The organism is Raoultibacter phocaeensis, from assembly GCF_901411515.1.
Classification (GTDB): domain Bacteria; phylum Actinomycetota; class Coriobacteriia; order Coriobacteriales; family Eggerthellaceae; genus Raoultibacter; species Raoultibacter phocaeensis.
The window spans coordinates 1,415,802-1,441,898 of the sequence record NZ_CABDUX010000001.1 but is presented as its reverse complement, the minus strand read 5'-3'; the positions used below and the strand labels follow the sequence as shown (position 1 = coordinate 1,441,898).

The 26,097-nt window shown below is 58.9% G+C and carries 23 protein-coding genes; 13 read left to right on the top strand and 10 right to left on the bottom strand.

Annotation, left to right across the window (positions count from 1 at the left end; translation table 11 throughout):
- Nucleotides 1-3: 3 nt before the first annotated feature.
- The 4 genes from FJE54_RS05660 to FJE54_RS05645 all read right to left on the bottom strand — a co-directional run bounded on the left by FJE54_RS05660 (nt 4) and on the right by FJE54_RS05645 (nt 5,410).
- Complete coding sequence (locus tag FJE54_RS05660) at nt 4-507, bottom strand: cyanophycin synthetase family protein (protein WP_255467246.1); 504 nt, start codon at nt 505-507, stop codon at nt 4-6.
- Nucleotides 504-1,298 (bottom strand): hypothetical protein, encoded by a 795-nt coding sequence (locus tag FJE54_RS05655; RefSeq protein WP_139651733.1) that lies wholly within the window; start codon nt 1,296-1,298, stop codon nt 504-506. Before FJE54_RS05655 ends, FJE54_RS05660 begins: the two co-directional genes overlap by 4 nt.
- A gap of 21 nt (nt 1,299-1,319) precedes the next feature.
- A complete protein-coding gene (serS, locus tag FJE54_RS05650) occupies nt 1,320-2,600 on the bottom strand; it encodes a serine--tRNA ligase (protein ID WP_139651732.1) in 1,281 nt (426 codons plus the stop codon).
- 215 nt (nt 2,601-2,815) lie between these two features.
- A complete protein-coding gene (locus tag FJE54_RS05645; RefSeq protein WP_255467245.1) occupies nt 2,816-5,410 on the bottom strand; it encodes an ATP-binding response regulator in 2,595 nt (864 codons plus the stop codon).
- Nucleotides 5,411-5,589: 179 nt separating this feature from the next.
- Between FJE54_RS05645 and FJE54_RS05640 the strand changes: the two genes are divergently transcribed.
- Together FJE54_RS05640 and FJE54_RS05635 are read left to right on the top strand one after the other, a co-directional pair.
- Nucleotides 5,590-5,796 carry a DUF6724 family protein gene (locus tag FJE54_RS05640; RefSeq protein ID WP_139651731.1) on the top strand — a complete coding sequence of 69 codons (207 nt, stop codon included), beginning with the start codon at nt 5,590-5,592 and terminating at the stop codon, nt 5,794-5,796.
- Between the two features lie 130 nt (nt 5,797-5,926).
- Entirely contained in the window at nt 5,927-6,799 is an 873-nt protein-coding gene (locus FJE54_RS05635; RefSeq protein WP_139651730.1) for a PfkB family carbohydrate kinase, read from the top strand.
- Nucleotides 6,800-6,986: 187 nt separating this feature from the next.
- Here FJE54_RS05635 and FJE54_RS05630 read toward each other — a convergent pair whose 3' ends face one another.
- From FJE54_RS05630 to FJE54_RS05620, 3 genes are all read right to left on the bottom strand, one after another.
- Nucleotides 6,987-7,487, bottom strand: a complete 501-nt coding sequence (locus FJE54_RS05630; protein ID WP_180326584.1) for a helix-turn-helix transcriptional regulator — start codon at nt 7,485-7,487, stop codon at nt 6,987-6,989.
- A gap of 434 nt (nt 7,488-7,921) precedes the next feature.
- The gene (locus tag FJE54_RS05625; RefSeq protein ID WP_139651728.1) at nt 7,922-9,838 is read right to left on the bottom strand and encodes a serine/threonine-protein kinase; all 1,917 of its coding nucleotides are present in this window, start codon (nt 9,836-9,838) and stop codon (nt 7,922-7,924) included.
- Nucleotides 9,839-10,086: 248 nt separating this feature from the next.
- Nucleotides 10,087-11,022, bottom strand: a complete 936-nt coding sequence (locus tag FJE54_RS05620) for a LysR family transcriptional regulator (protein WP_255467289.1) — start codon at nt 11,020-11,022, stop codon at nt 10,087-10,089.
- Nucleotides 11,023-11,311: 289 nt separating this feature from the next.
- Between FJE54_RS05620 and FJE54_RS05615 the strand changes: the two genes are divergently transcribed.
- On the top strand, nt 11,312-12,862 hold the full coding sequence (locus FJE54_RS05615) for a flavocytochrome c (protein WP_139651726.1): 1,551 nt from the start codon (nt 11,312-11,314) through the stop codon (nt 12,860-12,862).
- Nucleotides 12,863-12,987: 125 nt separating this feature from the next.
- Here the strand turns inward: FJE54_RS05615 and FJE54_RS05610 are convergent, their stop codons facing one another.
- Nucleotides 12,988-13,506 (bottom strand): helix-turn-helix domain-containing protein, encoded by a 519-nt coding sequence (locus FJE54_RS05610; protein WP_255467243.1) that lies wholly within the window; start codon nt 13,504-13,506, stop codon nt 12,988-12,990.
- Nucleotides 13,507-13,564: 58 nt separating this feature from the next.
- Nucleotides 13,565-14,383, bottom strand: coding sequence for a HipA domain-containing protein (locus tag FJE54_RS05605; RefSeq protein ID WP_139651725.1), 819 nt, complete (start codon nt 14,381-14,383; stop codon nt 13,565-13,567).
- A gap of 184 nt (nt 14,384-14,567) precedes the next feature.
- On the opposite strand from FJE54_RS05605, the gene nrfD (FJE54_RS05600) reads away from it, so the two are divergent.
- From nrfD (FJE54_RS05600) to FJE54_RS05560, 9 genes are all read left to right on the top strand, one after another.
- A complete protein-coding gene (gene nrfD, locus FJE54_RS05600) occupies nt 14,568-15,638 on the top strand; it encodes an NrfD/PsrC family molybdoenzyme membrane anchor subunit (RefSeq protein ID WP_255467242.1) in 1,071 nt (356 codons plus the stop codon).
- A gap of 22 nt (nt 15,639-15,660) precedes the next feature.
- Entirely contained in the window at nt 15,661-16,635 is a 975-nt protein-coding gene (locus FJE54_RS05595) for a slipin family protein (protein ID WP_255467241.1), read from the top strand.
- Between the two features lie 63 nt (nt 16,636-16,698).
- On the top strand, nt 16,699-17,097 hold the full coding sequence (locus FJE54_RS05590; RefSeq protein ID WP_139651723.1) for a GntR family transcriptional regulator: 399 nt from the start codon (nt 16,699-16,701) through the stop codon (nt 17,095-17,097).
- 619 nt (nt 17,098-17,716) lie between these two features.
- The gene (locus tag FJE54_RS05585) at nt 17,717-20,269 is read left to right on the top strand and encodes a molybdopterin-containing oxidoreductase family protein (RefSeq protein WP_139651722.1); all 2,553 of its coding nucleotides are present in this window, start codon (nt 17,717-17,719) and stop codon (nt 20,267-20,269) included.
- Nucleotides 20,269-20,892 carry a 4Fe-4S dicluster domain-containing protein gene (locus tag FJE54_RS05580; RefSeq protein WP_139651721.1) on the top strand — a complete coding sequence of 208 codons (624 nt, stop codon included), beginning with the start codon at nt 20,269-20,271 and terminating at the stop codon, nt 20,890-20,892. The genes FJE54_RS05585 and FJE54_RS05580 overlap by 1 nt, the downstream gene beginning before the upstream one ends.
- A gap of 18 nt (nt 20,893-20,910) precedes the next feature.
- Nucleotides 20,911-22,137: an NrfD/PsrC family molybdoenzyme membrane anchor subunit gene (gene nrfD / locus FJE54_RS05575; protein WP_139651720.1), complete on the top strand. Its 1,227-nt coding sequence runs from the start codon at nt 20,911-20,913 to the stop codon at nt 22,135-22,137.
- A 66-nt stretch (nt 22,138-22,203) separates the two neighbouring features.
- Nucleotides 22,204-22,563: a hypothetical protein gene (locus FJE54_RS05570; protein WP_139651719.1), complete on the top strand. Its 360-nt coding sequence runs from the start codon at nt 22,204-22,206 to the stop codon at nt 22,561-22,563.
- Complete coding sequence (locus FJE54_RS05565) at nt 22,564-23,007, top strand: DUF4405 domain-containing protein (RefSeq protein ID WP_139651718.1); 444 nt, start codon at nt 22,564-22,566, stop codon at nt 23,005-23,007. It begins immediately after the preceding gene.
- On the top strand, nt 22,997-23,680 hold the full coding sequence (locus tag FJE54_RS05560) for a TorD/DmsD family molecular chaperone (protein ID WP_255467240.1): 684 nt from the start codon (nt 22,997-22,999) through the stop codon (nt 23,678-23,680). Before FJE54_RS05565 ends, FJE54_RS05560 begins: the two co-directional genes overlap by 11 nt.
- Nucleotides 23,681-23,764: 84 nt before the next feature.
- Here FJE54_RS05560 and FJE54_RS05555 read toward each other — a convergent pair whose 3' ends face one another.
- Nucleotides 23,765-24,484 carry a hypothetical protein gene (locus FJE54_RS05555; RefSeq protein ID WP_139651717.1) on the bottom strand — a complete coding sequence of 240 codons (720 nt, stop codon included), beginning with the start codon at nt 24,482-24,484 and terminating at the stop codon, nt 23,765-23,767.
- 266 nt (nt 24,485-24,750) lie between these two features.
- Here FJE54_RS05555 and FJE54_RS05550 point away from each other — a divergent pair, with 266 nt between their 5' ends.
- Complete coding sequence (locus tag FJE54_RS05550; protein WP_139650972.1) at nt 24,751-25,959, top strand: IS110 family RNA-guided transposase; 1,209 nt, start codon at nt 24,751-24,753, stop codon at nt 25,957-25,959.
- Nucleotides 25,960-26,097: the final 138 nt, after the last annotated feature.

Genomic DNA, 26,097 nt, shown 5'->3' with positions numbered 1-26,097 from the left:
CGCTTACCTTAGCATCGCGTCGTTGATTTTTTCCGCCGCATCACGAAAAGCCCGCAAGCACACTAAATCGTCGGTGAAGCTCACCTGCACGACCGCTCGGCCCTCCCCCTCATCAATCCACTCGGTCGTACCGACGAAGGTGTCGTCCGGTCGCCCATCGGTGCGGGCCTGCAAATCGATCACGAGGTGTTCGAGCAAGTGCGGCACCGAAGTGCGTTCGATAACATCGCCGAACGTATCGCCTACGTCGTTCACGCAGGCGTGCGAAAGCAGGGTTGGATGCTCGCGAAGCAGTGCGGATGCAAGCGCTGGATCGGTAGTGCGCCGTACAGGATCGACCGTCACTTCGCACACGATTCGTCCGGGCTGCACGGTAATCGAGTCGATGCGCAAGAAAGCGGGCCCGACGCAACCGCTGCAAGGAAAATCCTGCGTTTCGGCATCGGGAAGCGTACGCGCATTTTGAGGGAGTTTGCGGACTCCGCCCACGCCGCCCTCGTCGGTCATGAGGCGGCACCGCGATCGTTGATCGTATCGAACAGCATGCCGTCGCCACCTTGCGCGCTCGCATCCGAACCCGAGCCACCCTCACCGGCGTCTGCACCCCCCTCTTCCCCGCCATCCGGAACAGGAGCAGGCTCGTCCCCATCGCCGCCGACCGTCCCTTCGGCAGAACCGTCAGGTGAGTCCGTACCAGCAGGATCGCCGCCGCCAGAAACGCCGTCTTCGGCTGCCCCGCTTGCGGACTGATCCTGAGACGGCAGGGCAGGCTCGCCGACGTCCTTCTTGGTGAACACGGTCGTCGGTTTGCCTTCGTCGTCGCCTGCCGCGATGTCAAATCCGAACAACAGGAAGAACTCGCGAACGAGATTCACGCTGCCACCCTCGACGACCGTAAGCGTGCGCCGATCGTCTGAGAAACGGTACGTGCCCGAACCCGTGAGTTTGCCGAACGAGAACTCGATCGTTTTCGCACCGGTATCGAGCGTGTACTGGTAGGCGACCTCGTCGGTGAGATGCATCTGCTCGCCATCGATTTCGACCGCAGCAACCTGACCCGCCGCCTGCCAACTTCCCTGGATGTCGGCCGCATCGTCGAACCGAAACCATCGGTCCCACGAAAATGCCGCAAATACGATGACTAGAGCCGCAACGAGGATACCGATGACGATGCGCAGCCACCGGCGCTTTTTCGGCTGATGTGCATCACGCGTGCGCGCACGGCCAGACGAGCCCTTCTTCGAGCCCTTCGCCTTGCTTTTCACGCTCTTGCGCTGTGCCTGCTTCTGCGATGTCACGGTTTTCTTGCTGCAGGCCCTTTAAGCCTTGTCGATAACGGTTACGCCGCCCATGTAAGGCACGAGCACGTTGGGCACCTTAATGGAACCGTCCGGCTGCTGATAGTTCTCGATGATGGCCGCCATGGTACGTCCGACCGCAAGACCCGAACCGTTGAGCGTGTGGACGTAGCGCGAACCCTTGAAGGCATCGGGATCGCGGTACTTGATGTTTGCGCGACGCGCCTGGAAATCGGTGCAGTTCGAGCAGGAGGAAATTTCCTTGTACCCGTTGTAGCTGGGCAGCCACACTTCCAAATCGTAGGTTTTCGCCGCCGAAAATCCGATATCGCCTGTGCACAGGCTGATTACGCGATACGGTAGCTCCAGAAGCTGCAAGATGTTCTCGGCATCGGCCACCATCGCTTCGAGGTCGTCGAAGCTCTCTTCAGGCTTGGCATACTTCACCATCTCGACCTTGTCGAACTGGTGCACGCGGATGAGCCCGCGCGTATCGCGCCCGGCGCTGCCCGCCTCTTCACGGAAGCACGGGGTATAGGCGCAGTACTTGAGCGGCAATTGCTCGGCATCGAGCACCTCGCCGGAATGAATGTTCGTCAACTGCACTTCGGCCGTGGGAATGAGGTAGAGGCCCTCGCTCGTTTTGAACAGGTCTTCCTCGAACTTGGGAAGCTGGCCGGTACCCGTGAGCGTTTCGGCATTCGCCATAGCGGGGCACCACCACTCTTTGTAGCCGCGGGATGCGTGAGTGTCGGCCATAAAGTTGATGATTGCGCGCTCGAGGCGGGCACCGAGGCCTCCGAGCAGAATGAAACGGCTCTTTGCAAGCTTCACCGCACGCTCGAAATCGATGATGCCGAGCTCGGGGCCGAGATCCCAATGAGCCTTGAATTCGAAATCGAAAACGGGCGGCGTGCCCCAGCGGCGCACTTCGGGGTTGTCGTCCTCGTCGGCACCGATCGGCGTAGAATCGGCGGGCATGTTCGGCGTCGAAAGGAGCAGGGCGTTCAGGGCGCTTTCGGCTTCCTCGCGTTTTTCGGCAAGCACGGAAATCTGCTCGTTGACGACGCGAACCCGCTCTTTCGCGGCCTCGGCTTCGTCGGCTTTGCCCTGCCCCATCATCTGGCCGATGGCTTTCGAAGCGGCGTTGCGTTCAGCCTGAAGCGCCTCCTCTTCGGCAATCGCTGCGCGGCGCGCTTCGTCAAGCTCAGAGAAGCGCGAGGAATCCCACGAAGCATTGCGATTCTTCATCGCGGTAGCGACGGCTTCTTGGTTTTCTCGGACAAATCGAATGTCTAGCATGCGACTGCGCTCCTTACGTCTCGAACGAATACGCCCTGCGCCGATAGCCAGCAACAAGGTTCCAACCAGTATAGCGCAGACGAAATAACGGAGATGTGCGTTTTCGTTGACCGTAGCGCGTCATCGAGCAACCCGCTCAGGCCGATCGGTCGAAATTCTCCGAATCAAGAGCTTCCCGTAGGATTCTCGCCGTCGTTCCCACCCATGTCCCCGCTTCAGCCCTTGATCTGCTCAGCGATGGTTGCAAGTACCTGGCCCATATCGATGGGCTTCGAAAGATGCGCGTTCATGCCGCAGCGCAACGACTCCTGAATATCCTCCATGAACGCGTTGGCGGACATGGCTATGATGGGAACCGACGCGGCATCGCCACGATCAAGCGAGCGGATGGTGCGCGCCGCTTCGTACCCGTTCATGATGGGCATTTGAATATCCATCAGCACGACATCATAGGCGCCTGGCTCGGATTGCTCGAACAAGATGCACGCCTGCTCGCCGTTTTCAGCCCAATCGACTTCGAGGCCGGCATCAGAGAGAAGCTCTTTGGCGATCTCCGCGTTAAGCTCGTTGTCTTCGGCAAGCAGCACCCGCAACCCGCTGAAGCGCGCGCTGTCACCTGATTCAGCGGAGCGGCCCGCGGGAGGTATCTTCGAAGCCGGTGCATCGGTGACAAGCAGTCCCTTTTCATCTTCGGTTGCACGCGTGAGCGTGAGCGATACGGTGAACGTCGTCCCCTTGTCGAGCTCGCTTTCGACATGAATATCGCCGTTGAGCATGGTCACGATGTTCTTCACGATGGGCATACCGAGGCCGGTGCCCTGTACCGTCGAGCGGCCCTCCATGACAAACGGCTCGAACAAGTGCTCGAGGTACTCCCCGCTCATGCCGATGCCGTCGTCGGCAACGGTAAACGTAACGTGCATGTAGCGTTTCACGTTGCTCGGCTTTTCGGACACCTCGAAGCGGATATGCCCGCCTTCAGGTGTATACTTCGAGGCGTTTACCAGAAGGTTCAGCAGCATCTGGCGCAGCCTCACCTGATCGCCCATAAACGCATCGGCATCGATTCCGTGGCGCTTGACCGAAAGCGTCTGGCCGCGTGCTTCGCACTGCCCCTTGATCCCCGCTACTACGCGGTCGATCACGTCGGACAGGCTGAACACCTCGTTCGCAAGAATCATCTTGCCGCTTTCGATCTTCGAAATGTCGAGCACATCGTTGATGATGGTCAGCAGATGGTCGGACGCAAGATCGATCTTATCGAGACTCTCCTTCACCTTCTGATCGTCGCCGAGGTTCTTGCGAGCGATCTGAGCCATGCCGATGATCGCGTTCATGGGCGTTCTGATCTCGTGGCTCATGTTTGACAGGAAGTCCGATTTCGCCTTATTGGCCGTTTCTGCGGCCACCATTGCATCGCTCATGGAAAGCTGCAGCGTCTTCTCGTCAGTCGCATCGCGAAACACCACGAGCAGCTGCGCCTTGCCCTCATAGGTAAACGGCGTGACCGAGTAGAATACCCAGCTCGGTCTTCCGCTCCACGGCTCTTTGAAAGAGAACTCCCCCTGTTCGAGGCTTTCAATAGTACCGCGCCGTATCCTGCCGAGCAGATCGCGGCCTTCGGAAGAAAGCGCGATCTTGTCGAACACTTCGGCTTTGCCCATAAGTTCAGCCATGGAAAAGCCGAATATCTCGCTCGCCTTCGCGACGATCGGCGTAACCGTAGCATCGTCGGGCGAGTACATGTTCACTGCCATGTCGAGGCTTTCGGACAAAGCCCCGTACAGGCGGGTTTTCATCTCGACGCCTCGTTCTTGCATGCGCTTGCGATAGAACAAGTACGATACGACAAGCACGATGAGCAAGCAGGTGATCACAAGTGCGAACACCACCTGGAACGCCGCCATCACGGCACTGCCCTCGGCCCTCACGTTGTCGACGGGCACGACGTTGCACACGTACCAATCTCCGATCTGAACGGGGGCGACGCATACGTAACTTTCTTTTCCGTCAATGCTGGCGGTAACGAGGTCGCAGCTTCCGTCGGCCACCGCGCGCTCGAGCTTCGCAACGGAGCTTTTCTGTTGCGCGTTGCGATCGGATTGCAGCAGCGGGTTGCTTTTCTGATCGACCTGCTGCGCTTTGTACAGAAATTCGTATATCTTCGTGTTCGATTCGATGGGAGTCACCGTCGGCTCGGACGGCGCAACGATGATCTCTTCGGTATCGCCATCGAAGAGGATGAAATACCCTCGTCCGTCGAACATGTCGAGGCTATGCTCCATGGAAAACATGGTGCTCGGCACGACAACGTAGAGCGCGCCGACCTGGACGCCTTGTATATACAGAGGGTTCTGGGCAAGCTTGCCGAGCAAGCCATCCCCCACATCGTACGTGCCCGAATAGGAATGCCGCCCTTCTGAGATCGCCGTTTCGGGAACCTTGAGCTGAGCGGTTGAGAACGGCTGTCCATCCGAGTAGATCCCTATGCCGTCCATTCCCGCAAACGCTACCGATTCGAAGCCGAAACGGCTTTTGAACTCCGCAAGCGCGGGCTCCAACTGCGCAAGATCATCGGTTTCGACCGTAAAGGCTCCGATCGCGTTTTGGATATAGCCCATGCGATCCTTCACGTTGGAGGCTGCTTGCTCGGTGAAAGTCGTAACCTGCTGCTCTGCCCCTTGCCGCAGCTTTTGATCGATCGAGCTGAGCAGAACCACCGAAGCGGCAAGCACCGCCGCAATAGCCGCCACGGAAACGATGACGAACAGGACGTGGTTGCTATGCAGTTTTACAGTACGAGACCGCACGTTCTTAACTCCAGCTCATCGTTTCGGGGCCTATCCTGAACTAACGGAGGATTTATGGTGTCACGACGCACCCGCTCTTGATCGGGCATAGTATACTCTACTAAAATACAATTCTGTATGGATGGACCTGTTCGATGACAATTTGTTGATCAGCCTATATGCAAACCTGAAAGGTACTCATGGACCTCGGAGAAATCTATAACTTTCTGTTCAACACCATTCCCGGCATCGGCGTGCTCATCGGGATCGGTCTCGTGCTGAGCATCATCGCAAGCGTCATCATGGAGCGCAGAACCCGCAAGCGGTTCTCCAATCACGAGCCCACCGAAGACGATTGGTCGTTCTTCGACGACGATGATGACGAGGAAGACGAAGACTCGAAATAAACGCACCCCGTTAACGAATCGGTAGCACTTGGCACCGCGCGTTTCGTTTGCGCGGTATCGTGGTAGCTCTTACCGATTCGTCGCGCGTTGCGGTTTCCTGATAACGATCGAGAGAAGAAGGCGAGTTTAGATGGCACTACAAGACCTGCACCTGTACGAGCGCAAAGGCGATTACATCCCCCGCGTTGCCGCGGTTCACGATTTGTGCGGTTACGGCAAGTGCTCGCTTGGCGTGGCAATACCCGTGCTTTCCGCTGCCGGCTGCGACGTATGTCCTGTCCCCACCGGCCTCTTTTCTTCGCATACCGCCTACCCCGGATGGTACATGCACGACACCACCGACATGCTTTCCGATTACTTGGCTGCCTGGAAGAACATCGGCGTCGAGATCGATGCGGTGTATTCGGGCTTTCTCGGAGCACCCGAGCAGGTCGATCGCATCCGCGATCTGTACGGAATGTATCCAAACGCCCTGCGCGTAGTCGATCCCGTCATGGCGGATCACGGCAAGGTGTATCCCACCTATACGCCCGAACTCTGCGATGCGATGGCGGAGCTCGCCTGCGGAGCCGACATCCTCACGCCGAATCTCACCGAAGCGTCCATCATCCTCGGACAGGAGTGGCCCGGCACCGACATCGACGACGATACCGCCAAACGCATGATCGAGGGCCTGCTCGAGAAAGGCGCGAAAAACGTGGTGCTCAAGGGCATCCAGCGCGAGGGCGAGACCTGCATCCACAACTTCGTCGCCGGCGAGAAGTGCGAGCTCTTTGAGGCAAAGAACGAGTACCTCCCCTATATGCTCCACGGAACCGGAGATTTGTACTGCTCGTGTTTGCTCGCCGCCATCATGGCGGGCAAGAGCCTGCAGGAGGCGGTCGTGTTCGCAGGCGACTTCGTGCACGACGCCATGATTGTGTCGAGCAAACAGCCCGACTTCAAGGAGCGCGGCGTAAGCTTCGAACTCATCATCGGCAAGATCGCAGATTTGCTGAAATAACCACACGAGACCACGTGAGCCCGCACGCTGTCATCACGCGATCCTTCGCGGCCCGCTCAGAAACGGCGGGCCGTTTTTTGTTTCCCTCACACTAGTCGAATCCGTTGCGGCAAATGAGAGGCGATGCCGTACGCGGGACTCGTTAGTGTGGCGAGATCGACACGACACTCTTCCCAAAGCAGCCCGCCTATCTTCCCTCGAACAGACCGAGTACCTCTTGACGGGAATGTACCCCGAGCTTTTGGTAGATATGCTTCACGTGCGTGGCTACCGTGTTTTTCGAGAGAATCAACTCGTCGCGGATATACGGCTGGGAGCGGCCTTTCGCAAGGTATTCGAGTATTTGCCGCTCACGCGGCGAAAGGTCGAGCTGCTCGGCAAGGTGCTCGCACTGATCCTTTGTTTTACGTTCGTCGTCGATCGCTTCGAAGCCATCGTGCGCAAACGGCTTTCGTGGCCCCTGCGGTACGAGCATCGTCGCAAACGAGATGAGGCAGATGAGTCCGAGCGCCAGCACGAATACGCCGAGCGACCCCTCAAAAACCGCACGCCCGGCCCATACCCCGAGCAAATTTCCCGCAAGAACTCCGAGCTGCACGAACCCCTGCGTGAGACCGATTCCCAAAACAGGCAACATAGCCTTGCGCTTGGCCAGGCCGATCACATAGATGTACGTAATAACCTGCATGGAGGTATCGGCAATGCGGGCAATCGTTGTCGATATAAAGTTTGGGGCAACCTCCTGCCAGGGAAAGAGTGCGACCGAAAGCACGAGTAACGGAGCCAGCCACCTGAACAACGAGGAAAAATCAATTTGAACGGAGAACATGATGAAACATATGGCGAGTACGAGCCCAAATCGTTAAGGTCCGATCTGCGTTTGGCTTAGATTTATAATCACAGAAACTTGGCTTTTTTACTATTTCCCAGCACAAAATCACGTTTGCGAACGATTTTAAGGTGCTTCCCTGAATTTTTGAAACCTATAGGAAAACAACACGCCTGATCACAAGCCCGACACAGTCCTATATTCTCTGATAAGATCATTCGCAAACGTGATTTCGTACTAACCGGGAGATCGAATCACGCCTTGCGGCCGCCTTGTGCAGCAACCGATTTCACTCAGTCTTCCCAATCCTCTTCACCTGAACGGATGGGCACGCCGAATGCGCAGACGACGGCCATGACCACCCCTGCGCCCATCGTCGGAACAAAGAACGTCCAATCGGGAACCCACGAAGACATGCCCGAAACGAACCATGCGCCGAAGCAGAGCGCCGCAACCATGAGCGCACAAGCAAGTACGATGCCGACGCCCGCAGAGAAGCGCGTTTGCCGACGGCAGAGTAATGCCACAATCGCCGAACTACCGAGCCAGCTTGCGAGCATGCACCAGGTGAGAGGCTGCTGGAGCAGTACGAGCATATTGTGCTGGATATCAATCGCGTCGAAATTCCAGAATGCGAACGCGTTCCAGCCCATGAGGCTTGCCGACCCGAACCCGGAAAGAACAAGGCTCAGCAGAAAGGCAAGCACCGTTGTAGCCACCGCATCCTTCACGCTGAGGAAGAATCCCGACACGAGCGGCGTAACGGGATTGAATCCGAACGCCCCGAACAGCACCGGCGAGAGCACCGCATTCGGCGCCTCGTCGCTCAGACGTCCGACGAAGAACCACCAGAGGCAAACGGCAACGATCAACAGAATGCCTACGACAAAGGCCTCATGGAACATGAGCGCAACCGACAGGATAAGCAACGAAAGCAACGCGCCCAGATGAGGCTTCAAAACCCCCGCCAACACGAGCAGCGCGAACAGGCCCCAAAAGACGGGGCTCGCCCATCCCCCGACCGGCTCGATGTTCGAAAGCGCAACGAACCCGGTAAGGCCTACGCCGAGCGCCGCCCACACGCGCACGACGATCGATTGCAGTCTGCCGGTGCCGATACGGTCGAACAGGCTGATGCGCTCAACAACCTCATCTTCCTCTTCGTATTCCTCGATGGCCGCCTGCCCCACGAGCACCGCAAGCTCTTTATGGCCGCGAGCTGAGTTACCGAGAAAGCGGCTCATCTCCTCGGAGAAGTCTTCGACGTTATCGTAGCGCTCCTCTCGATCGGGATCGAGCGCATAGAACAACACGTCGTCGGCCTCCGGATCAAGACCGTCGTAGCACAAGGAGGGAAGCACGAGCTCGGCATCCTCGATGGCCGCCTCCGCCTTCGCAAGATCAGACGCGATGAACGGATTCGTACCCGTGAGCATTTCGTAGGTCATGCTCGCAAGAGCCCATTCGTCGCAGCGCGCATCGAGCGCTTCTTGGCGCATCTGCTCGAGGGGCATGTAGCCGATCGTACCGCCGCCCGCCGTGCCGAAACCCGACGCATCGGAAAGCGTTGCCAGACCGAAATCGGTCACCTTCACCTGACCTTGGCGATTGATCAGCACGTTGTCGGGTTTGATGTCGAGATGGAGCACCTGGTTCTCGTGAGCGACTTCGAGCGCGTGGGCGACCGACGAGAAGATGGCCGCCATCGCATCGAGCGAGAGCTGGTCGCCGTACTGCTGCAAAAGGCCGGTGAGCGTGGTGCCGTCGACGTATTCCATGATGAGATAGGCCGTGGCACCTTGTATCTCGAAATCGTACACACCGACGATATTCGGGTCTGACAGAAGCGCAGCCGTACGCGCCTCATCGAGGCCCGGCAGGTTTTCAAGCGAGACGGCGAAGGACTCGTGCGGATCGCGGTACGGATCGGCGTCGTCGTGCGCATAGGGATCGCTCGAGGCATAGGGATCGGGGCGGCGAAGCGAGTCGGCATTGCCGTATGCGCCGGCCCCGCGGTACGGATCACCGTACACGGCCTGCGCCTCTACTTGCAAAGCCCTGAACGCCTGGCTTTCGTCAAGCTGGATGCATTTGATGGCCACGCGGCGCTGGATGCGCGTATCCCACGCAACCTGAACCGTGCCGAAACCGCCCGACCCCGCTTGCGCGATCGGCCTGTACCTGTTGAGTATGAGCTGTTCGTTCGCCATGTGCCTTCCGTGCTGCGGTTGTTTCGGGTTCAGAAAGCCTTAACGTCATGGATGATGTTGGGTTAATGATAGCGCATTCGAGAGCGAACTGCACCTGACGCGCACAGCAGGTTACGAAAGCAAAGGGCGTTTCGCGGGGTGCGCGCAATACGGCGTTGCGTGGCCGCAGGCAGCACAGGAGCCGGGCGGCGGCAAGAGGCATCTGCCGCAACCGTCGTTGCGACGCGCTGCCACCTTTCCCCTAAACCCTACCCTACCTCAGGCTGGGGCGATTCTGCTGCACGGTATAAGTTCACGACCATCTCGACGAACAGGCTTTCGAGCTCGGTAAGTTTACGGTCCTTCTTCCAGAAAATGGTAAGCGGCATGGCGTTTTCGCCGTGATCCGCACCGATGATAGGCAAGATGCGCACGCGGTCGCTGCGGGTGGTGCGGGTGGCGTGCTGGTAGGGACGCACCGTGTACTGGCTGTGCCCTATGACGAAATCGATATCGCTGACGGCCCGAATCTGGAGGGGCGAGATGCCCAGCGCGATGCCGTCCTCGCGAGCCTGCTCGATGAAGAAGCTGTTGAAGGCATCCTCTTCGGAAAACAATACGAGATAGCTTGCAGCCAGATCTTTGATGGTAACGGCGTCCTTACTCGCAAAATCCTCATCTGAGCTGGACACGACGGCCGCTAAGGGAAAGCGCTTGAGCAGCACGCTCTCAACTTCGCTTGAATACGAATCCTTCGGTACGGTGATGCCGAAATCCGCTTCTCCCCCTACCACCGCATCGAAGATGGAATCGCCGCGCATCTCGAGGAAGATCGGGGCGGCGTCTTTGTGCGCATCGTGGAATCCAAGCAGATCGTTCCAATCGATCGTGCCACCGTTTTCCCTAAAGCACAGCGAATGGATACCGACGGTAAGCGAGGCGGCATGTTCCTGCTGGTAGCGAGCCGCCATGTTCTGCAGTCGCTCAAGCGATTCGAGAACCGACTTCGCCTCCTCGTAGAACGTTTCACCGAACGAAGTGAGCGCGATGCCGTTCGGCCCCCGTTCGAACAAGCCGACGCCGATGCTTCGTTCAAGCACCTGCACGCCCTTCGAAATGGCTTGCGGCGAAACGAACAGCTTCTTGGCGGCAGACGAGTAGCTTCCCGACGCGGCGGCGGTGACGAAGTACTCGAGCTGTCTCATATCCAAGTTGAGCATCCGGTACCAGAGCTTCCCTATCCCTCGTGCAAACGGCGTTTGCAGGTATCTGAAATCATATCAGATTTCTTACCATTCAGGCATGCGGGAAAGGGCCCTCAGCCTTTGGTTGCAACCCTGCAAACAGCGGTTGCAACGGATGCGAAATGGTTGGGCTGCCCAAATTCTCATTGCTTCACGTACTCGTTCACCAGCCTGTATGCTTAAAACACAGTCAGTCTGTAGGAATCGTCAGAGGGAAGCTGGCATCCGACACTCACGGAAGGGGAACACCATGGCAGCGTTCGTAGGGAGAAGAGAGTTTCTGAAAACGGCAGGCATCGCAGGCGCAGCGCTCGTAGGAGGCTCGATGCTCGCAGGATGCGCGGGCAATCCGTCGGGATCGACAAGCGCCTCAGCTGGGGGCAGCACGCCTGAGACGATCGAGTGGACCGAGGAGACCGACGTCTTGGTCGTCGGATCGGGATTCGCCGGATTGGCGGCAGCCATCGAGGCCATCGAGGCCGGCAGCTCGGCCATCCTCATCGACAAGATGCCCGTCTACGGAGGAAACTCAGCGCTCAACGGCGGCGATATGGCAGCTGCGGGCACCCCGCTTCAGAAAGAAGCCGGAGTCGAAGACAGCGTCGAGCTCATGGAGGCAGACATGCTCCGCGCGGGCAAGAACTACAACCACGTCGACCGCGTGAAGGCGGTTGCCGAAAACTCGGCGGCCGCAGTCGAGTGGTGCGAAAGCATCGGCGTCGAGTTCACGAAGCTGAACTTCCACGGAGGTCACTCGGTCCCCCGCACCAACACGACCTCGAATGCTACCGGTGCCGACATCATCAAGGCCCAGGTTGCCAAGCTCGAAGAGCTTGGCGGCGGCGTCACGCTGAACACGAAGCTCGATCGGCTCATCGAAGATGAGAACGGGCGCATCATCGGCGCCGAAGTGCGCGAGCGCTACAGCCTTGGCAAAGAGGACAGCGGCACCGTAGCCTACATCAAAGCCAACAAAGGCGTGGTTTTGGCTTCGGGCGGATTCTCGAACGACGTGAAGATGCGCACGATCCACGAACCGCGCCTCACCGAAGAGCTGACGAGCACCAACCATGAGGGAGCGACGGGCGAAGTACTGCGCGAGGCGCTTAAGCACAAGGCTATGGACGTGCACATGGATTGGATCCAGCTCGGCCCGTGGACGAGCCCCGACGAACTGGGCTTCGGCTACTGCCCGCAGTTCTGCGAACGTTTGGTTGGATGGGGCCTCATGATCGATCCCGAAACGGGCAAGCGCTTCGTCAAGGAGACGGGCGACCGCAAAGAGCGCGCCGACAAGATGCTCGAGCTCAACCACGTAACGCTCATCATCGGCGACAAACCCGCAACCGATGCCCAGGTGGCACCGCGCATCATGGAGGGCGGCTTGAAGAACGGCGTTATCCTCGAATTCCAAACGCTTGAGGAAATCGCCGACGAGTTCTCCATTCCGAAAGACGAGTTCCTCGCAGAAGTGGCGCGCTGGAACGGCTTTGTGGAAGCGGGCGTCGATGAAGACTTCGGCGATCTGATCCTCGAGGGTGCGGCCCGAATCGCAACGCCGCCGTTCTACGTGGCGAAGCTCTGGCCGAAGGTCCATCACACCATGGGCGGCCTCGTCACCAATCTGCAGGCGCAGGTGATCGACCAGGATTACAACCCCATCCCCGGCCTGTACGCCGCAGGCGAGATCGCGGGCGGGACGCACGGCGCGGTACGTCTCGGCAGCTGCGCGATCACCGACTGCGTGGTATTCGGACGCATCGCCGGGCAAGAAGTGGCGAAGGAAGAAGTGTCGGCGTAACGAATCCGCTTGGTGGCCTGCACAAGCTCCAGATCGTCCGCGTTGATCGACGATACGCTTTACGCTGCGGCAGCGCTCCCATGGGGGCGCTGCCTTTTTGCAGAACGTTATCTTCTACTCCACGTCTACCGTATTTCTATATGAATTGACTTGCCAAGCCCCGCCGCGATGTCCTCCAATAAGCCGATGGTAGGGTTCGCGCGGCCGTACTCTACGCGGCTGATAACCGCCTGATGCACGCCGGTGCGCTCAGAGAGCTCCCGCTGCGTTACGCCCGCCTCGATTCTCGCCTTCGCAAGCTTCGCGCCGATTTCCGCAGAAACCTTCTTGCCCTGCGTTTCGATACGGTCTTTCTGCGCTTCCCCGGTTTCGCCGTGCGAGTCATCAACTTCGCGAATATAGAAATCGTCCTGCGCACACCGTCCTTCGGCTGCCACCAGCAACGCAAACGGTTCATAGCTATCAAGCTCATGCGCCTTGAGTACGGCACCGAGGTTTTGCCTACTCGCTGGAACGATGCGACTTTCAACCCAACGCCTTGCCCAAGCAGGGTCGATATGACGTTCGCCCCGTCGCACGAACGGCGCAAGCATCATGGGCACATCGCGCTCTTGCGCATCGGCGTCTATCTCAATCGAAAACATGTCCTCACCTGGATCATAGCTCACATATCCGCACGGTTTCGCAGAACGCACAGAGCCGTTAAGAATTGCAAAGCGCCTCATAGATACACCACCTTTCCCACACGATCTCCCACATCTTTTCGAAATGAGCAGCAGAAAGCACCCCGTCCAAACCGCCGAACAGCTCGTTTCGATGACGGTATTCGATCGGATGCACCCGTATTGGGTGCGTAACGAATCGACGGACGTTCTCCTCAAGCGAACGTGTTCCCAGATAATTGTTGGCATTGACGTCCTTGAGCGGATCGAATGCACCTGCGCGCGCTTCGTCGTCATAGCACGAGAACACGAACGAGAGTCCGCTATCGAACACAGGAGCCAACCGAAAGCCGCCGTTCACGTTGCGGAGCACTTCGATGTTAGCGCCGTGTCGATCCCGATTCGCAATCAGATAATCGACGAGCATGATCTTCTGTACCTGCTCAAGCCATCCGAATCGCTCGCAAAGGTCGAGCGGCGACTCTCCGGGAAGTTTGTACAAGTCGAAAAACGTATCGAGCGCGAGTTTCTGCTCTTTAGGTTTCCGAAAGCTCCTCGATCGATTGAGCCACGTTTCGAACTCGCACCCGTCGACGGAAACGGATGCGTGTACCAGCCGATACGCCACATGGTCGATGCCAAGGATGCCCATGAGGCGGCTCGCCACCACTTCATTGACGCATTCGTGGCCGTACACCCCTCGATAGCTATCATAACATGACAACTTGTAGTACCACGTGCCCCCGCCCGACACTTCCCGTGCCTTGAGAAAGCTTCCGGCCGTACCCGACGTTGCCCCCCGCTCGGTCCAATCGAGGTGCCGTAGGTCTTGAAGCTTCTTGGTTACATCGGTGCGCATGTTCGAATTCATCCTCCTTTATTATATGATTTATATATCATATAACTTAATGATGCGCTATCTAATATGACAAAAGCGCGTGCAAAATCTCTGGCATCACGATCCCACCACGAACGCAACCAACTTGCTATAATACCTTTGTCTGATTACATTGCGACAAGCTGCTGGGAACCGTTCGGATGCGTTGCAGTACGCGGGCGGGACAAACCCGCTCAAGGGGTATCGGGGGTTTAGCTGGCTCATGTTCTCCCTGTTCGTCACATGCTATCTCTTTCTAGGCGGCACCGGTGCCGGGGCGCTCGCGGTGCTGGGTGCGCTCGAATGCGCCAACGTGCAGCAACGCTTCGGCGGCGTTTTGGGAAACGTGCGATCATTCGGCAGCGGAACCGGCTGGATGCAGAACGGCGAAATTCGTGCGGACACCGCCTCCCTAGTTCGCGCTCGGCGACGCGTCCGCCGTGCCTTCACCGTGCCCGACGAGTTCTTCGCACGCGCATGGCCCCTCAGCTTCGTCGTCCTCGCCCTCGGCATACTCTGCCTCTTCGCCGACCTCGGCAGGCCGGACCGCGTTGTCAACCTGCTCCTGTCACCCGAGCCTTCGGCCATCGCGGTCGGCTCGTACGCGCTCGCTTGCTCGCTTGCGTGCTCGGGTGCCTTCGCGCTCCTCTCGATCCTCGAAACGTCGCGCATCCCCCAGGCTGCGATCGTCGTCCTGGCCGTGCTTTCGATCGCAAGCGGCATCGTGACGATGGCGTACACGGGAATCCTGCTTCAGAGCATGGCTTCGATTCTCTTCTGGCAGACGGCGCTGCTTCCTATCGCATTCGTGCTCTCCTCGCTCTCATGTGGCATCGCACTTCTGTTCCTCGGAACTGCGTTCGTCGAAGCACGCTATCCGTTCATCCGCCCAATTGTGTGGCTGTGCCGGGCGGACAGCGTGCTCATCGTGCTTGAGGGAGTGATCATTGTCGCGTACCTTGCGTGGGGGCTGAGCGGCGAAGGAACGCGAGCAGCAGCCGAAGCGCTGGCAACAGGCAGCCTCGGCTGGCTGTTTTGGCTCGGGCTTATCGTATGCGGCCTCGCCGTGCCCTTTGCCCTCGAACGGTTCGTGACCCACGGCAATTACCGTACGCAGCTTGCGTGGATTGCCCTTGTACTGCTTGTCGGCGGATTCGCGCTCCGTTTCTGCGTGGTCGGCACAGCCGAGTTCGACATAACCCAAATGCCCGACGCTTTGTTCGGGTTGACCGTGTAGCTTGAGAGAAAGGCCTGAGACCATGGGACGACGCACCACCCGCATGATGAAGGATGCCCCGTACGATGTACGTGATAAGGAAGCTGAAATCCGCGCAGCCACCTCGTACGTTCCGCGCAAATCGTCGCGCAACGGCGCGCTCATATTCAGCATCGCCGTGTTCATCGCGACCTGCGCTGTGGTGCTCGGCATAGGCTATGCGCTCGCAGGGGCCATCACGCTCGAAGCGATCGTCGCCATGCTGCTCGTCGCTGTGCTCGTGCTCTCATCGACCCACATCGCGCTCTCCTGGGAGAAGGTGGTCGTGCTGCGCTTCGGCAACCTCAACCGCGTTGTGGGTCCGGGACTATACTTCACCATCCCCATCATCGAACACGGCACGATCCGCGTCGACCAGCGCATCATCGCGACCCCCTTCTACGCCGAGAAGACGCTCACCGCCGATCTCGTTCCCGTGAACATCGATGCCGTACTGTTCTGGGTGGTATGGGATGCGGAAAAGGCCTGTACCGAAGTCGAAGACTACTATGCGGCCGTATCGTTTCTAGCCCAGACGGCCATGCGCGAGGCGGTCGGCCGCTCAACCGTGGCCGAGGTTGCCTTGCGCCGCGACCAGCTCGACGTCGAGATCAAGGAGGATATCGAAAAGGAAGCGGCCGGATGGGGCGTCGACATCATCTCGGTGAAGGTGCGCGATATCGTGATTCCCGACGAACTGCAAGAGGTCATGTCGCTCGAAGCGCAGGCCGATCGCGAGAAGAACGCGCGCATGGCCGTCGCCGGCGTAGAGCGCGATTTGGCCGAGATGTTGGCAGAGGCGGCCGAGGTGTACGGCGATCCCGATGCCGCCATGCGGCTGCGCACCATGCTCATGCAGTATGAGACGGTGAAGAAGTCGAGGGGCACCGTGGTGACGATGCCGAGCGCGCTGAGCGACGGGTTCGTGGACGGATCGGGCGACAAAACGGGCGATGCAACGCGGAGTCCACATGGATAAACGCCGATGGGAAAGCATGTCTGCTATGATGAACACTACTTACTACTCTGAAAGAACATCTTTATGAGCGCACTCGAATCGTTTGAACTGGACTACAGCAGCGGCCTTCCCGTATGGATTCAGGTGAAGAACCGCATCGCCTACCTGATCGGGTCGGGCGAATACAGCGCAGGCGATCGCCTGCCCACCGTGCGCGCACTAGCGGTCGATCTCGACATCAGCTACAACACGGTAAACCGCGCCTACATGGACCTGGAGCGCGAAGGCTACATCACCACGAGAAAGGGCCGCGGCACGTTCGTCGCCGAAAGAAACGACGTGGGCGCAGCGCGGGCAACCGACAGCCCCGTCGAACTGCTGATCGACGATATGATCAACGCGTGCTCCCACGCGGGCTTAAACGAAGACGACATCCTCGCAATCGTGAAGGCTCGGCTAGCGCATAAGAGAATGCCGCGGTAAAGGCTGCGGAATGCCCGTTCGAAAAGATTCTTTGGACCCGCTGCTAAACCACCATTGACATGCGCCCATCCGGAGCGCCGATGCGCCGGATCGCCGCCGGGCCCTGCGCGGGGCCGCGTCAATTCTGGTTTAGCAGCGGGTCCTTGGATTAACACGCGGTTTTTACCGATCGCGAATAAGGAAGAGCTATCGCGTACGCGTATGATGAGGTAATGGGGAGAATTTGCATTTCCATGATTCGATACTCCCCTCACGAAACAAGGCGCTTCCTTTGTACAGGACGATGCTCCTGGGAAACGAGCCGGTAGAGTAGGCTTCACGCTGCTACCGCAGTGGTTGCAACCGTATCCCGCACAATTGCGATTGCCGATAGGCACCTGGTGGAAACCGGATTCTGCGCTTGTTTATGTACGTTATCTATCCTCAAATTGAAATAGTTTGTCATATTGATTGTCGCAATGGATTGCGATAAAGTGACAGTATGAGGATTTGGCCAATTCTTTTCGAGGAGTATCAGGGGGATATCCTGAAGGATTGAGCTTGGGGAAAACCGGGAGTCTGGGCTTTCAATCGAAGCATCCGACAGATGATATCCTGACACGATCTTTGAGGAGGAGAAATGTCAGGAGCGAACAGTCCGCAAGGCGGGCTTACTCGTAGAAGCTTTCTCAAAACTACAGGAGTTGTCGCAGGAGCAGCTGCTGTGTTAGGGGGTTCCGCCTCGACGTTTGCGGCTGTTGCTGCGGAAAGCCCTGACCAAGTAAACGTTGAGAAAAAAGTTACGTACTGCCGCGGTAATTGCGGCGCCAACATGTGTTCATTCGATGTGAAGGTGCGCGACGGCAAGGTGATTCTTGTCGAACCACGTATTCATGCAGACTCTGATCCCGCAACGAAAGGCCGCAGCAAAGGCTGCCTTCGCGGCATGAGCATGATGCAGACGCTTTACAACGATCGCCGCGTAAAGTATCCTTTGCGCCGCGTCGAGGGCAGCGCACGCGGTGCCGGAGAGTGGGAACGGATATCTTGGGATGAGGCGCTTGATGAAATCGTACAAAAGTGGGGCGGATATATGGCCGAGTTCGGCCCGTCATCAATCGTACGATGGTCCATATACGGTTCCACCGTTATGTTGAATGGTTCATATGGCTCCTGGCAGCGCTTATGCAATACCCTGGGCCTAAGCAACTTCTTGCCCGGTGCCGACCAAGCCATGATGTGGACGGTTAACCAACTTTTGGGGCAACTTGGCGTCGGCTGCGACGGTCCTTCTATCAGCAATTTCGCTAATAGCATTATTCTGTGGGGTGGTAACCCCGCAGAATGCAGTCCTCACGAGTTTCGCTTCATTCAGGATGCGCAAGAACGCGGTGCGAAGGTAACGCTTATTGATCCGTTAATCACGCCCACTGCGACAAAAGCAAGCCAGCATATACGTTTACGTCCCTCAACGGATACTGTTTTGGGTATGGCCTGCGCCAAGTACCTCATTGACAACGACATGGTGGATTGGGAATTCCAACTAAAAAGCTCAACTGCTATGTATCTTGTGAAGCTTTCGGACGGAAAGTTCCTGAGGGACAGTGATTTCGGTATCGAGGCAGAACCCAACGGCATGTCAAACTCAAGCACTGGTGTTGCATACGTCAATGATCCAGCCTTTATCTGGGATAACGCTGAAAATAAGGCCGTCCATGTCGAGGCAGCGAAAGATCCTGCCTTCATGGGAACTTTTACTGTAGATGTGAACGGCGAGCAGGTACAGTGCACCACGGCCTTGAGCCTGCTTTATGAGCGTGTTTCGGAGTGGACGCTCGAACGCGCCGCCGAGGTTTGCGATGTCGCCGAGCAGGAGATTATCGATCTGGCAAATGCTATGTGGAATGGGCCGACCGTCTTCGCTTTGCCTAACGGCCTTGGCCATACGACGAACTCCCATACCGCCTACACAGCAGCCATGGCATGCGCCGTGCTCACTGGCAACTTCCTGAAACCAGGTGCTGGTTGGAGCTACTGCGGAGTTACATCCAGCATGGGCTGGGTGCCGGTTAGCTACTATCAGCACATGATACCTCCCGATTCAAAACCAGGCCCTGTGTACTCATCGCTCAAGTTTCCAGAAATCATGGAAGAAGGCAAGTATGCAGGAGAGGATGCCATCATCAAGAGCGTCATCGTCATCTCGGCAAATCCTCTCTCCAACGTACCCGACCGCCAGGCTATGCTGAAAGCATGGAATAAGGTTGACTTTACCGTCACCGTTGATCCGATCATGACCGAAACCGCCCAATACTCCGACCTAGTTCTTCCTGCCGCTCAATGGCTCGAGGAGGAGGATGCCAGCGTAGCTATGTTCACGCCTTACACCCCCTACGGCGAAAAGTGCGTGGAACCAACGTTCGAGCACAAGAGCGATTTCGATATTGCAAAAGAACTTGGCATCAAGCTTGGTCTCGAGGCACTGTATACGCAGTCGTACGAAGAGGTTATCAACGAAATGTTTCACACCTCCATCAACGCATTGACCGGTGGCGAGCCAACCGACATCACGGGTGAGCTCATCACACGCGAGCGCCTGCAGCAAGAGAAGACCATTCGTGTCATGCCCGATGAATACTATGACCCATACTTCCTTTTGCAGGATTATCGCGTATCCTTTTATTTGGAAAATCCCATCCCAATTAACTTCTATGGCGAGACCATCGACGTCGACAAAGAACATTTGCCATATTTCGAGCCGCCCGCTGAGGCTTGGGTCGAAACAGCAGACGAATTCAAAAAAAATCCGCTTGTTGAGAAATATCCACTGATTTACTTTCAAACGCACAACCGATACCGAACTCACACTACCACTGGGTACAATCCTTGGCTGCTCGAACTTCAAGATGGCCCCGTCTTACATATGAACGAGCAAGACGCTGTGGCTCGCGGGCTGGAGGACGGCAATATAGTTCGCGTATTCAACGATCGCGGGTTTGTTGTAGTGAAGCTGCGAGTTGACAATGCAATGCGACCTGGCGTGGTAAATCTTCCACATGGTTGGCAAGCCGACCAATTCATAGCTGGTCATTATCAGGATCTGACCTCATGCATGACGCATCCGTTTGATTGCAACGATAACTATTATGATTGCTTGTGCGAGGTCGAAAGGTACGAAGGGGGCAGTGAATAATGGTACGCTACGGAATGGCTATCGATACCAAGCGCTGCGTAGGATGCCATACGTGCTCAGTGGCATGCAAGCAAGCCAACAACCTGCCACACAATGTATGGTGGAACCGCGTTTTGACAAAACACGGCAATGCGATGGACACGGCTTCGGATCAATGGCCTCAGGGGCGGTTTGAGTTCATCCCCGTCGCCTGCCAGCATTGCGAAAATCCAGCTTGTGTGAAAGTGTGCCCTGTAGGAGCCACGTTTCGGGACGAGGAAACCGGCGTCGTTCGTCAAGACTACGACAAGTGCATCGGCTGCCGCATGTGCATGGCTGCATGCCCCTACACGGGCGTGCGCTCGTTCAACTGGGAAGAGCCGACGTCCTACTTCGATTTCAGTACCGGCGATGACGATGTTCCCTCGCACCAAAAGCACGTAGTGGAGAAGTGCACATTCTGTTACCAGCGTCTGAACAAAGGCGAAGAACCAGCTTGCATGCGAATGTGTCCCGAGAGAGCCCGCCATTGGGGTGATCTCGATGATCCTGATTCCGAAGTATCGAAGCTCATTCGCAGCCAGGAGTATATGCAACTTCTTACCGACCGCGATACAAACCCCTCCGTCTACTACCTCGTCTAAGCAGAAAGGGAGAGAACAATGTCTGAGAACAACCAGGCGACGACGTCGCCCAAGGCTCCTGCTGCCAAGTTCGGGGGCAAGGGCATCAACGTCGGCATCGTCATCGCCGCGATCGTGACCGTGGCCGGCATCGCGCTGTGGGGGGTCCAGCTCACAGGCGGCCTCGTGCAGACGGGCATGCGCAACCTCGACTCGTGGGGCCTCTACATAACGAGCTTCATGTTCTTCGTGGGCCTGTCCGCCGGCGGCCTCATCATCTCGTCGGTGCCCCGCGCGTTCGGCATGAAGGGCTTCGGCGGCATCTCGAAGGTGGCCGTGTGGACCTCGATCTGCTGCACGGTGCTCGCCGTCGCCTTCGTGGTGATCGACCTCGGGCAGCCTTTGCGGCTTTGGGAGCTCTTCGCCTACTCCAATCTGGGCTCGCCCCTCATGTGGGACATCGCGGTCATCTCGATCTACCTGATCCTGTCGGTCGTGTACCTCTGGGCGACGCTGCGCGCCGAGGCGGGGAAAGTCTCCGAGAGGGCGCTGCGCGTCGTATCGGTGGTCGCGCTCGTCTGCGCCGTGCTCGTGCACAGCGTGACCGCCTGGATCTTCGGCCTCCAGCAGGCCCACGAGTTCTGGCACACGGCGCTTCTGGCACCCTGGTTCGTTTCGTCTGCGCTCGTTTGCGGTACGGCTCTCGTGCTCGTGGCGGTCATCGCGTTGCGCCGTGCGGGCTATATGGAGCTCGAGCAGGCAAACGTCGTGAGGATGGTGAAGATGCTCGGAGCCTTCGTGCTGGTGGACCTCTACTTCTTCGGCTGCGACCTGCTCACCTCCGCCTTTCCGGGCGGCTCGGGCGCCGAGGTCGTGGACATGCTCGTATCGGGCCCCCTCGCGCCGTTCTTCTGGGCGGAAATCGTTCTTTGCGCCTTTGCGGCGGTCGTCGCCTTCGTGCCGTCGCTGCGCAGAAACGGCTTGATCGCGGCGGCGTCCGCGGCGGCGATACTTGCGATCTTCTGCAAGCGCGTGCAGCTGCTCGTCGGCGGCTTCCAGATGCCGAACCTCGACTACGCGGGTCCGATGACGCCGATGACGGTGACCGATGCGACGGGTACGCTCGCCAACGCCTACCAGGGCATGGTGTACTGGCCGACGCCGATCGAGTTCGGTATCGCGCTCGGCGTGATCGGGCTGGGTGCGCTTGTGCTGCTGTTGGGGCTGAAATACCTGCCCCTCAAGCCTGCCGAAAACCCCCGCTAGCCTAAGTCCGCCGCGAAAGCCCCCGCTGCTCGGGGCTTTCGCGGCGAGCCGGACGAAGGATCCGCCATGGTAAGGAAAACCCTCATAACCCTGCTGGCCTTCGCAGCGGTCGGCGCGTGCGTGTTCGCTGCGGGCTCGCTCGCCGACCCGTCGGTGGGGATCCCGAAGGCGATCGCCGAAGACTCGCCGTGCCCCGCGACCGCGTGCGCGAGCGGGAGCTGCCACGGGTTCGGCGACGTGCCCGAGCCCGACGGCGTCCACGAGATGGAGTGCCCCGAGGCTTCGTGCGCGAGCGCCGAGTGCCACGCGTGGGACACGCTCGCGACCCGCTACTACCAACCGAGCGACATGAGCCTGAACCTGTGGGTGCTCGCGCCCGTGGCGCTGGTCGTCGGCCTCGTGCTGCTCGTGAAGAAGGTGAAGTAGATGGACCGGAAGCGTTTCGCCGTGGACGCCGTCGCGCTCGCCGTCTACCTCGTCGCCGCCAACCCCGCCGTCACGGGGATCGCCGTGCACGAGTGGCTGGGGATCGGCGCGCTGGTCTTGTTCCTGGCCCATTGCGCCCAGCATGTCGACTGGATCGCCTCGACCGCCCGGGGGCTACGCGGCAGCACGTGGGCCGCCCGCGGCAACCTCGCGCTCGACGCGCTCGTCCTGGTCGCGTTCATGGCGGTCACGGTGTCGGGGCTGCTGATCTCGGGCGAGGTGCTGCCGGCATTCGGGCTGTACGCCGACGGCTACTACTTCTGGGACCCGCTGCACGCTATCTCCGCGAAGGCGCTTTTGGCGCTTTTGCTCGTGCACGTGGTCGTGCACTGGAAATGGCTGTACGGATTGGTGAGAAAGGGAAGAGGCGGTCATGATGAATAGCGTTCCTGACGGTGCAGGGCAGAAGGCCGAAGACCGGGCGGAAGAAGTGTGTACCCTCGCCACCGCCTACGAGCTCCTCGCGTTCTCCTTCCGCTACCCGGGCGCGGAGCTCGCCGATGCCGTCGCGTCCGGGGAGTGGGCCGAGGCGGCCGCCGAGGTCGCGGGCGCGCTCGGCCTCGCGCTTCCGCAAGGCTGGGACGCGGGCCTCGCCGCCTACGCTGGCCAAGAACCCGAATCCCTCCTGCACGCCCTGCGCGCCGAGGCGACACGCCTGTTCGTGGGCGCGCCCGAGCCCGCGGTCAGCCCTTACGAGGGCGTGTGGCGCGCGGCCGACGACGGGGTGCAGGCGCTCCTGTTCGTGAACCCGCACTCGATGGCGGTCGAGCGCTTCATGAGGTCGTGCGGCGTGGGCCGCCCCGAGGGCACGAACGAGCCGCTCGACCGCATAGACGCCGAGCTCGAGCTCCTTCAGTACCTCTGCATGCTCGACGCGGGCCCGGCTGGGGCTCCCGAGGGAGCCGGGCCGCCCGAGGGCGGATGGGCCGCGGCCCGCGAGCGCTTCCTCGAGGAGCACGCGCTCGCCTGGATGCCGCGCTTCGCCGACAAGGTCGCCGAGGAGTCGCGCGAGCCGTTCTTCCGCGCAGCGGCGGGGCTGCTGAAAGCGACGATCTAAGCGCCGCACAAACCTGCGGCGATGCTTGTCAAAACATCCTATCTTGTTCGGAATCCGAAGAAGATTGATCGAAAACCGCATTCGTCAGCGCAATACCCCTGCCGCCACCTCGCCGGTGAACGAGCCCGTAACGGTTACGACATAGGGGCTCTTTCCCTCTACCGACGTTTTGCCCCCTACCACAATGCTCGCAGTCAGGCCGTTTTCATCGACGATCGCTGCACCGGTTTCGGCATTGAGATTGGAAATCGTCGAATCGCCCGTCACGATCCACGTCGAGTGTCTGTCGATGTTCACCGTAACCGGATGATCTGCCGTCAAGCCCTCGGCACCGTCGACGACCGAAACGGTGCCGATGAACGTCGATCCCTCAAGCAGGTAAAGATCAAGCGTGCCGATGGCATCGACTTCGATATCGCGCTCAAGCACGTGATCGGTCCCGGTCAGTATCACAACAGCGTCATCAACGCCTGCGCTGCCCCCATCATTCGAAGCCTCCCCTGCATCTGTCAACAGGCTCGTTGCCTCCGAATCGAGCAGCAGATCTGAACTCGATGCTACAGCGTCTGCCGTCACATTCGCCGCATACTGCACCGCTTTCGAGAAAACCGAGCTTACGTGCACCGAGTCGTCCGCTTGGAGCGAATCTCCGGCAGATGCGTATGCAGAACCCTCGTCGGCAAGCGCGTTCACGGCATCGTAGGGCATGGTGCATGCCGCTACGAGCACAAGGGACAGCACGAGCGCTCCCAGTTTACCGGCAGCATGCTTACTATCGATATGCACCCGTTCGCCTTTCGCCATGCGAGCCTCCTATAGTCTTCTTATCGCTTTTTGACTGTTCCAATCGAATCATTCAGAATGCGATGCAGTTACTGGCTGGGCAGGCATGTCGGCATGTGTCCTGGGGCGTTTCCGACCCTGCGAAGGAGACTGACAGCCTGCCCCATTCGGGGCGGATCGCGGATTAGCTGGATGGCGGAGCCTCATCGAGGCTACCCCGTATCTCCTTCAGGAGGTTGCGAGCCCGTTTGGTGAGCAGGGGCCTGCCGCGTACGGAAGGCGGGACCATGATCTATGCCGGGATAGACATAGCGAAAAACGAGCACGTTGTCGGTGCGACCGACGAGCGCGGCCGCGACGCGGCGAAGCCGATGCCGTTCGCGAACTCCACCGAAGGGTTCGGCAGGTGCGTCGCCTACCTCGAGGGGCTGGCGGAGTCGAAGGGCGATTTGCTGGTGGGCATGGAGGCGACCGGCCACTACTGGCTGCCGCTGTTCTGCCGCCTGCAGGACGAGGGGTACGCCGTCGCTGTCGTAAACCCCATCCGCACCGACGCGATGCGCCGGTTCAAGGGCAGCTCGCGCGTGAAGACCGACATGATCGACTGCGTGCTCGTGGCCGAGACGCTGCGCTGCGGCGACTTCGAGCCGAGCAAGCTGGGCGACGAGGCCATGATCGAGCTGCGCCAGCTCACGCGTCTCCACCAAGAGCTCAAGGAGAGCGTCGCCGACCTAAAGCGTCAGGTCGTAGTCGCTCTCGACCAGGTCTTCCCCGAGTACGGCTCCATCTTCTCCGACACCTTCGGCGAGAGCTCGAAAGCGTTTTTGAAGAGGTGCCCGACACCTGAAGAGTGCCTCGGGGTGAGAGCCGACTCCCTGGCGAAGACGCTCGAGAGGGCCAGCCGCGGCAATCTCGGGCGCGATAAGGCCGACGAGATCAAGGGCATCGCCAGGACGTCGTGCGGCATCAGCGTGGCGGCCTCCGTCTTCTCCTTCCAGATCAAGCTGCTCATCGAGCAGATCGACTCCATAGAGGGGCAGATCGCCGAGGTCGGGGCCAGGGTCCGCAGCGGCATCGAGGCCGTCGAGCCGCTGATTCTCACGATCCCCGGCATCGGGCACGTGCTCGGTGCCCGGATCGTATCCGAGATCGGCGACATTCGCCGATTCCGCAGCGCGCCCGCCGTCGTGAAGTACGCCGGCATCAACCCTTCCGTGAGCCAGTCCGGCAAGTTCTCCTCCAACGAAAATCACATCACCAAGCAGGGATCGCCCTACCTGCGCCGCGCGCTCTACCTGGCGGCGATGGCCCAACTCAAACTGAAGACGCCGTTCTACGACTACTATGCCGAGAAGCGCTCCGAGGGGAAGGCTCACCGCGAGGCGCTGATTGCCGTCTCGAGAAAGCTCGTCCACGTGATTTACGCCGTGCTCTCGAGGCAAGAACCCTACGACCCGGAGGTCGCGAGGAACCCCCTCGCATCGCGTTCCGAGTGATTCGATATGGGACTGTCAAAGTGCAAAAATCTACAAAGTGAAATTCCTCGCAAAACTGCTTTACGGGTCTTGACTACTCATAGCTGGTCTCCTTCGAAAACCGCTGCACCTTCAAACCGCCAAGCCCTACGGTAGGAG

Bases quoted from the DNA above. Each gene is read 5' to 3' on its own strand.
- FJE54_RS05660 (WP_255467246.1), bottom strand. From the start codon at position 507: ATGACCGACGAGGGCGGCGTGGGCGGAGTCCGCAAACTCCCTCAAAAT.
- serS (WP_139651732.1), bottom strand. From the start codon at position 2,600: ATGCTAGACATTCGATTTGTCCGAGAAAACCAAGAAGCCGTCGCTACC.
- FJE54_RS05640 (WP_139651731.1), top strand. From the start codon at position 5,590: ATGGACCTCGGAGAAATCTATAACTTTCTGTTCAACACCATTCCCGGC.
- FJE54_RS05635 (WP_139651730.1), top strand. From the start codon at position 5,927: ATGGCACTACAAGACCTGCACCTGTACGAGCGCAAAGGCGATTACATC.
- FJE54_RS05630 (WP_180326584.1), bottom strand. From the start codon at position 7,487: ATGCAGGTTATTACGTACATCTATGTGATCGGCCTGGCCAAGCGCAAG.
- FJE54_RS05625 (WP_139651728.1), bottom strand. From the start codon at position 9,838: ATGGCGAACGAACAGCTCATACTCAACAGGTACAGGCCGATCGCGCAA.
- FJE54_RS05620 (WP_255467289.1), bottom strand. From the start codon at position 11,022: ATGAGACAGCTCGAGTACTTCGTCACCGCCGCCGCGTCGGGAAGCTAC.
- FJE54_RS05615 (WP_139651726.1), top strand. From the start codon at position 11,312: ATGGCAGCGTTCGTAGGGAGAAGAGAGTTTCTGAAAACGGCAGGCATC.
- FJE54_RS05610 (WP_255467243.1), bottom strand. From the start codon at position 13,506: ATGTTTTCGATTGAGATAGACGCCGATGCGCAAGAGCGCGATGTGCCC.
- FJE54_RS05605 (WP_139651725.1), bottom strand. From the start codon at position 14,383: ATGCGCACCGATGTAACCAAGAAGCTTCAAGACCTACGGCACCTCGAT.
- FJE54_RS05595 (WP_255467241.1), top strand. From the start codon at position 15,661: ATGGGACGACGCACCACCCGCATGATGAAGGATGCCCCGTACGATGTA.
- FJE54_RS05590 (WP_139651723.1), top strand. From the start codon at position 16,699: ATGAGCGCACTCGAATCGTTTGAACTGGACTACAGCAGCGGCCTTCCC.
- FJE54_RS05585 (WP_139651722.1), top strand. From the start codon at position 17,717: ATGTCAGGAGCGAACAGTCCGCAAGGCGGGCTTACTCGTAGAAGCTTT.
- FJE54_RS05580 (WP_139651721.1), top strand. From the start codon at position 20,269: ATGGTACGCTACGGAATGGCTATCGATACCAAGCGCTGCGTAGGATGC.
- nrfD (WP_139651720.1), top strand. From the start codon at position 20,911: ATGTCTGAGAACAACCAGGCGACGACGTCGCCCAAGGCTCCTGCTGCC.
- FJE54_RS05570 (WP_139651719.1), top strand. From the start codon at position 22,204: ATGGTAAGGAAAACCCTCATAACCCTGCTGGCCTTCGCAGCGGTCGGC.
- FJE54_RS05565 (WP_139651718.1), top strand. From the start codon at position 22,564: ATGGACCGGAAGCGTTTCGCCGTGGACGCCGTCGCGCTCGCCGTCTAC.
- FJE54_RS05560 (WP_255467240.1), top strand. From the start codon at position 22,997: ATGATGAATAGCGTTCCTGACGGTGCAGGGCAGAAGGCCGAAGACCGG.
- FJE54_RS05555 (WP_139651717.1), bottom strand. From the start codon at position 24,484: ATGGCGAAAGGCGAACGGGTGCATATCGATAGTAAGCATGCTGCCGGT.
- FJE54_RS05550 (WP_139650972.1), top strand. From the start codon at position 24,751: ATGATCTATGCCGGGATAGACATAGCGAAAAACGAGCACGTTGTCGGT.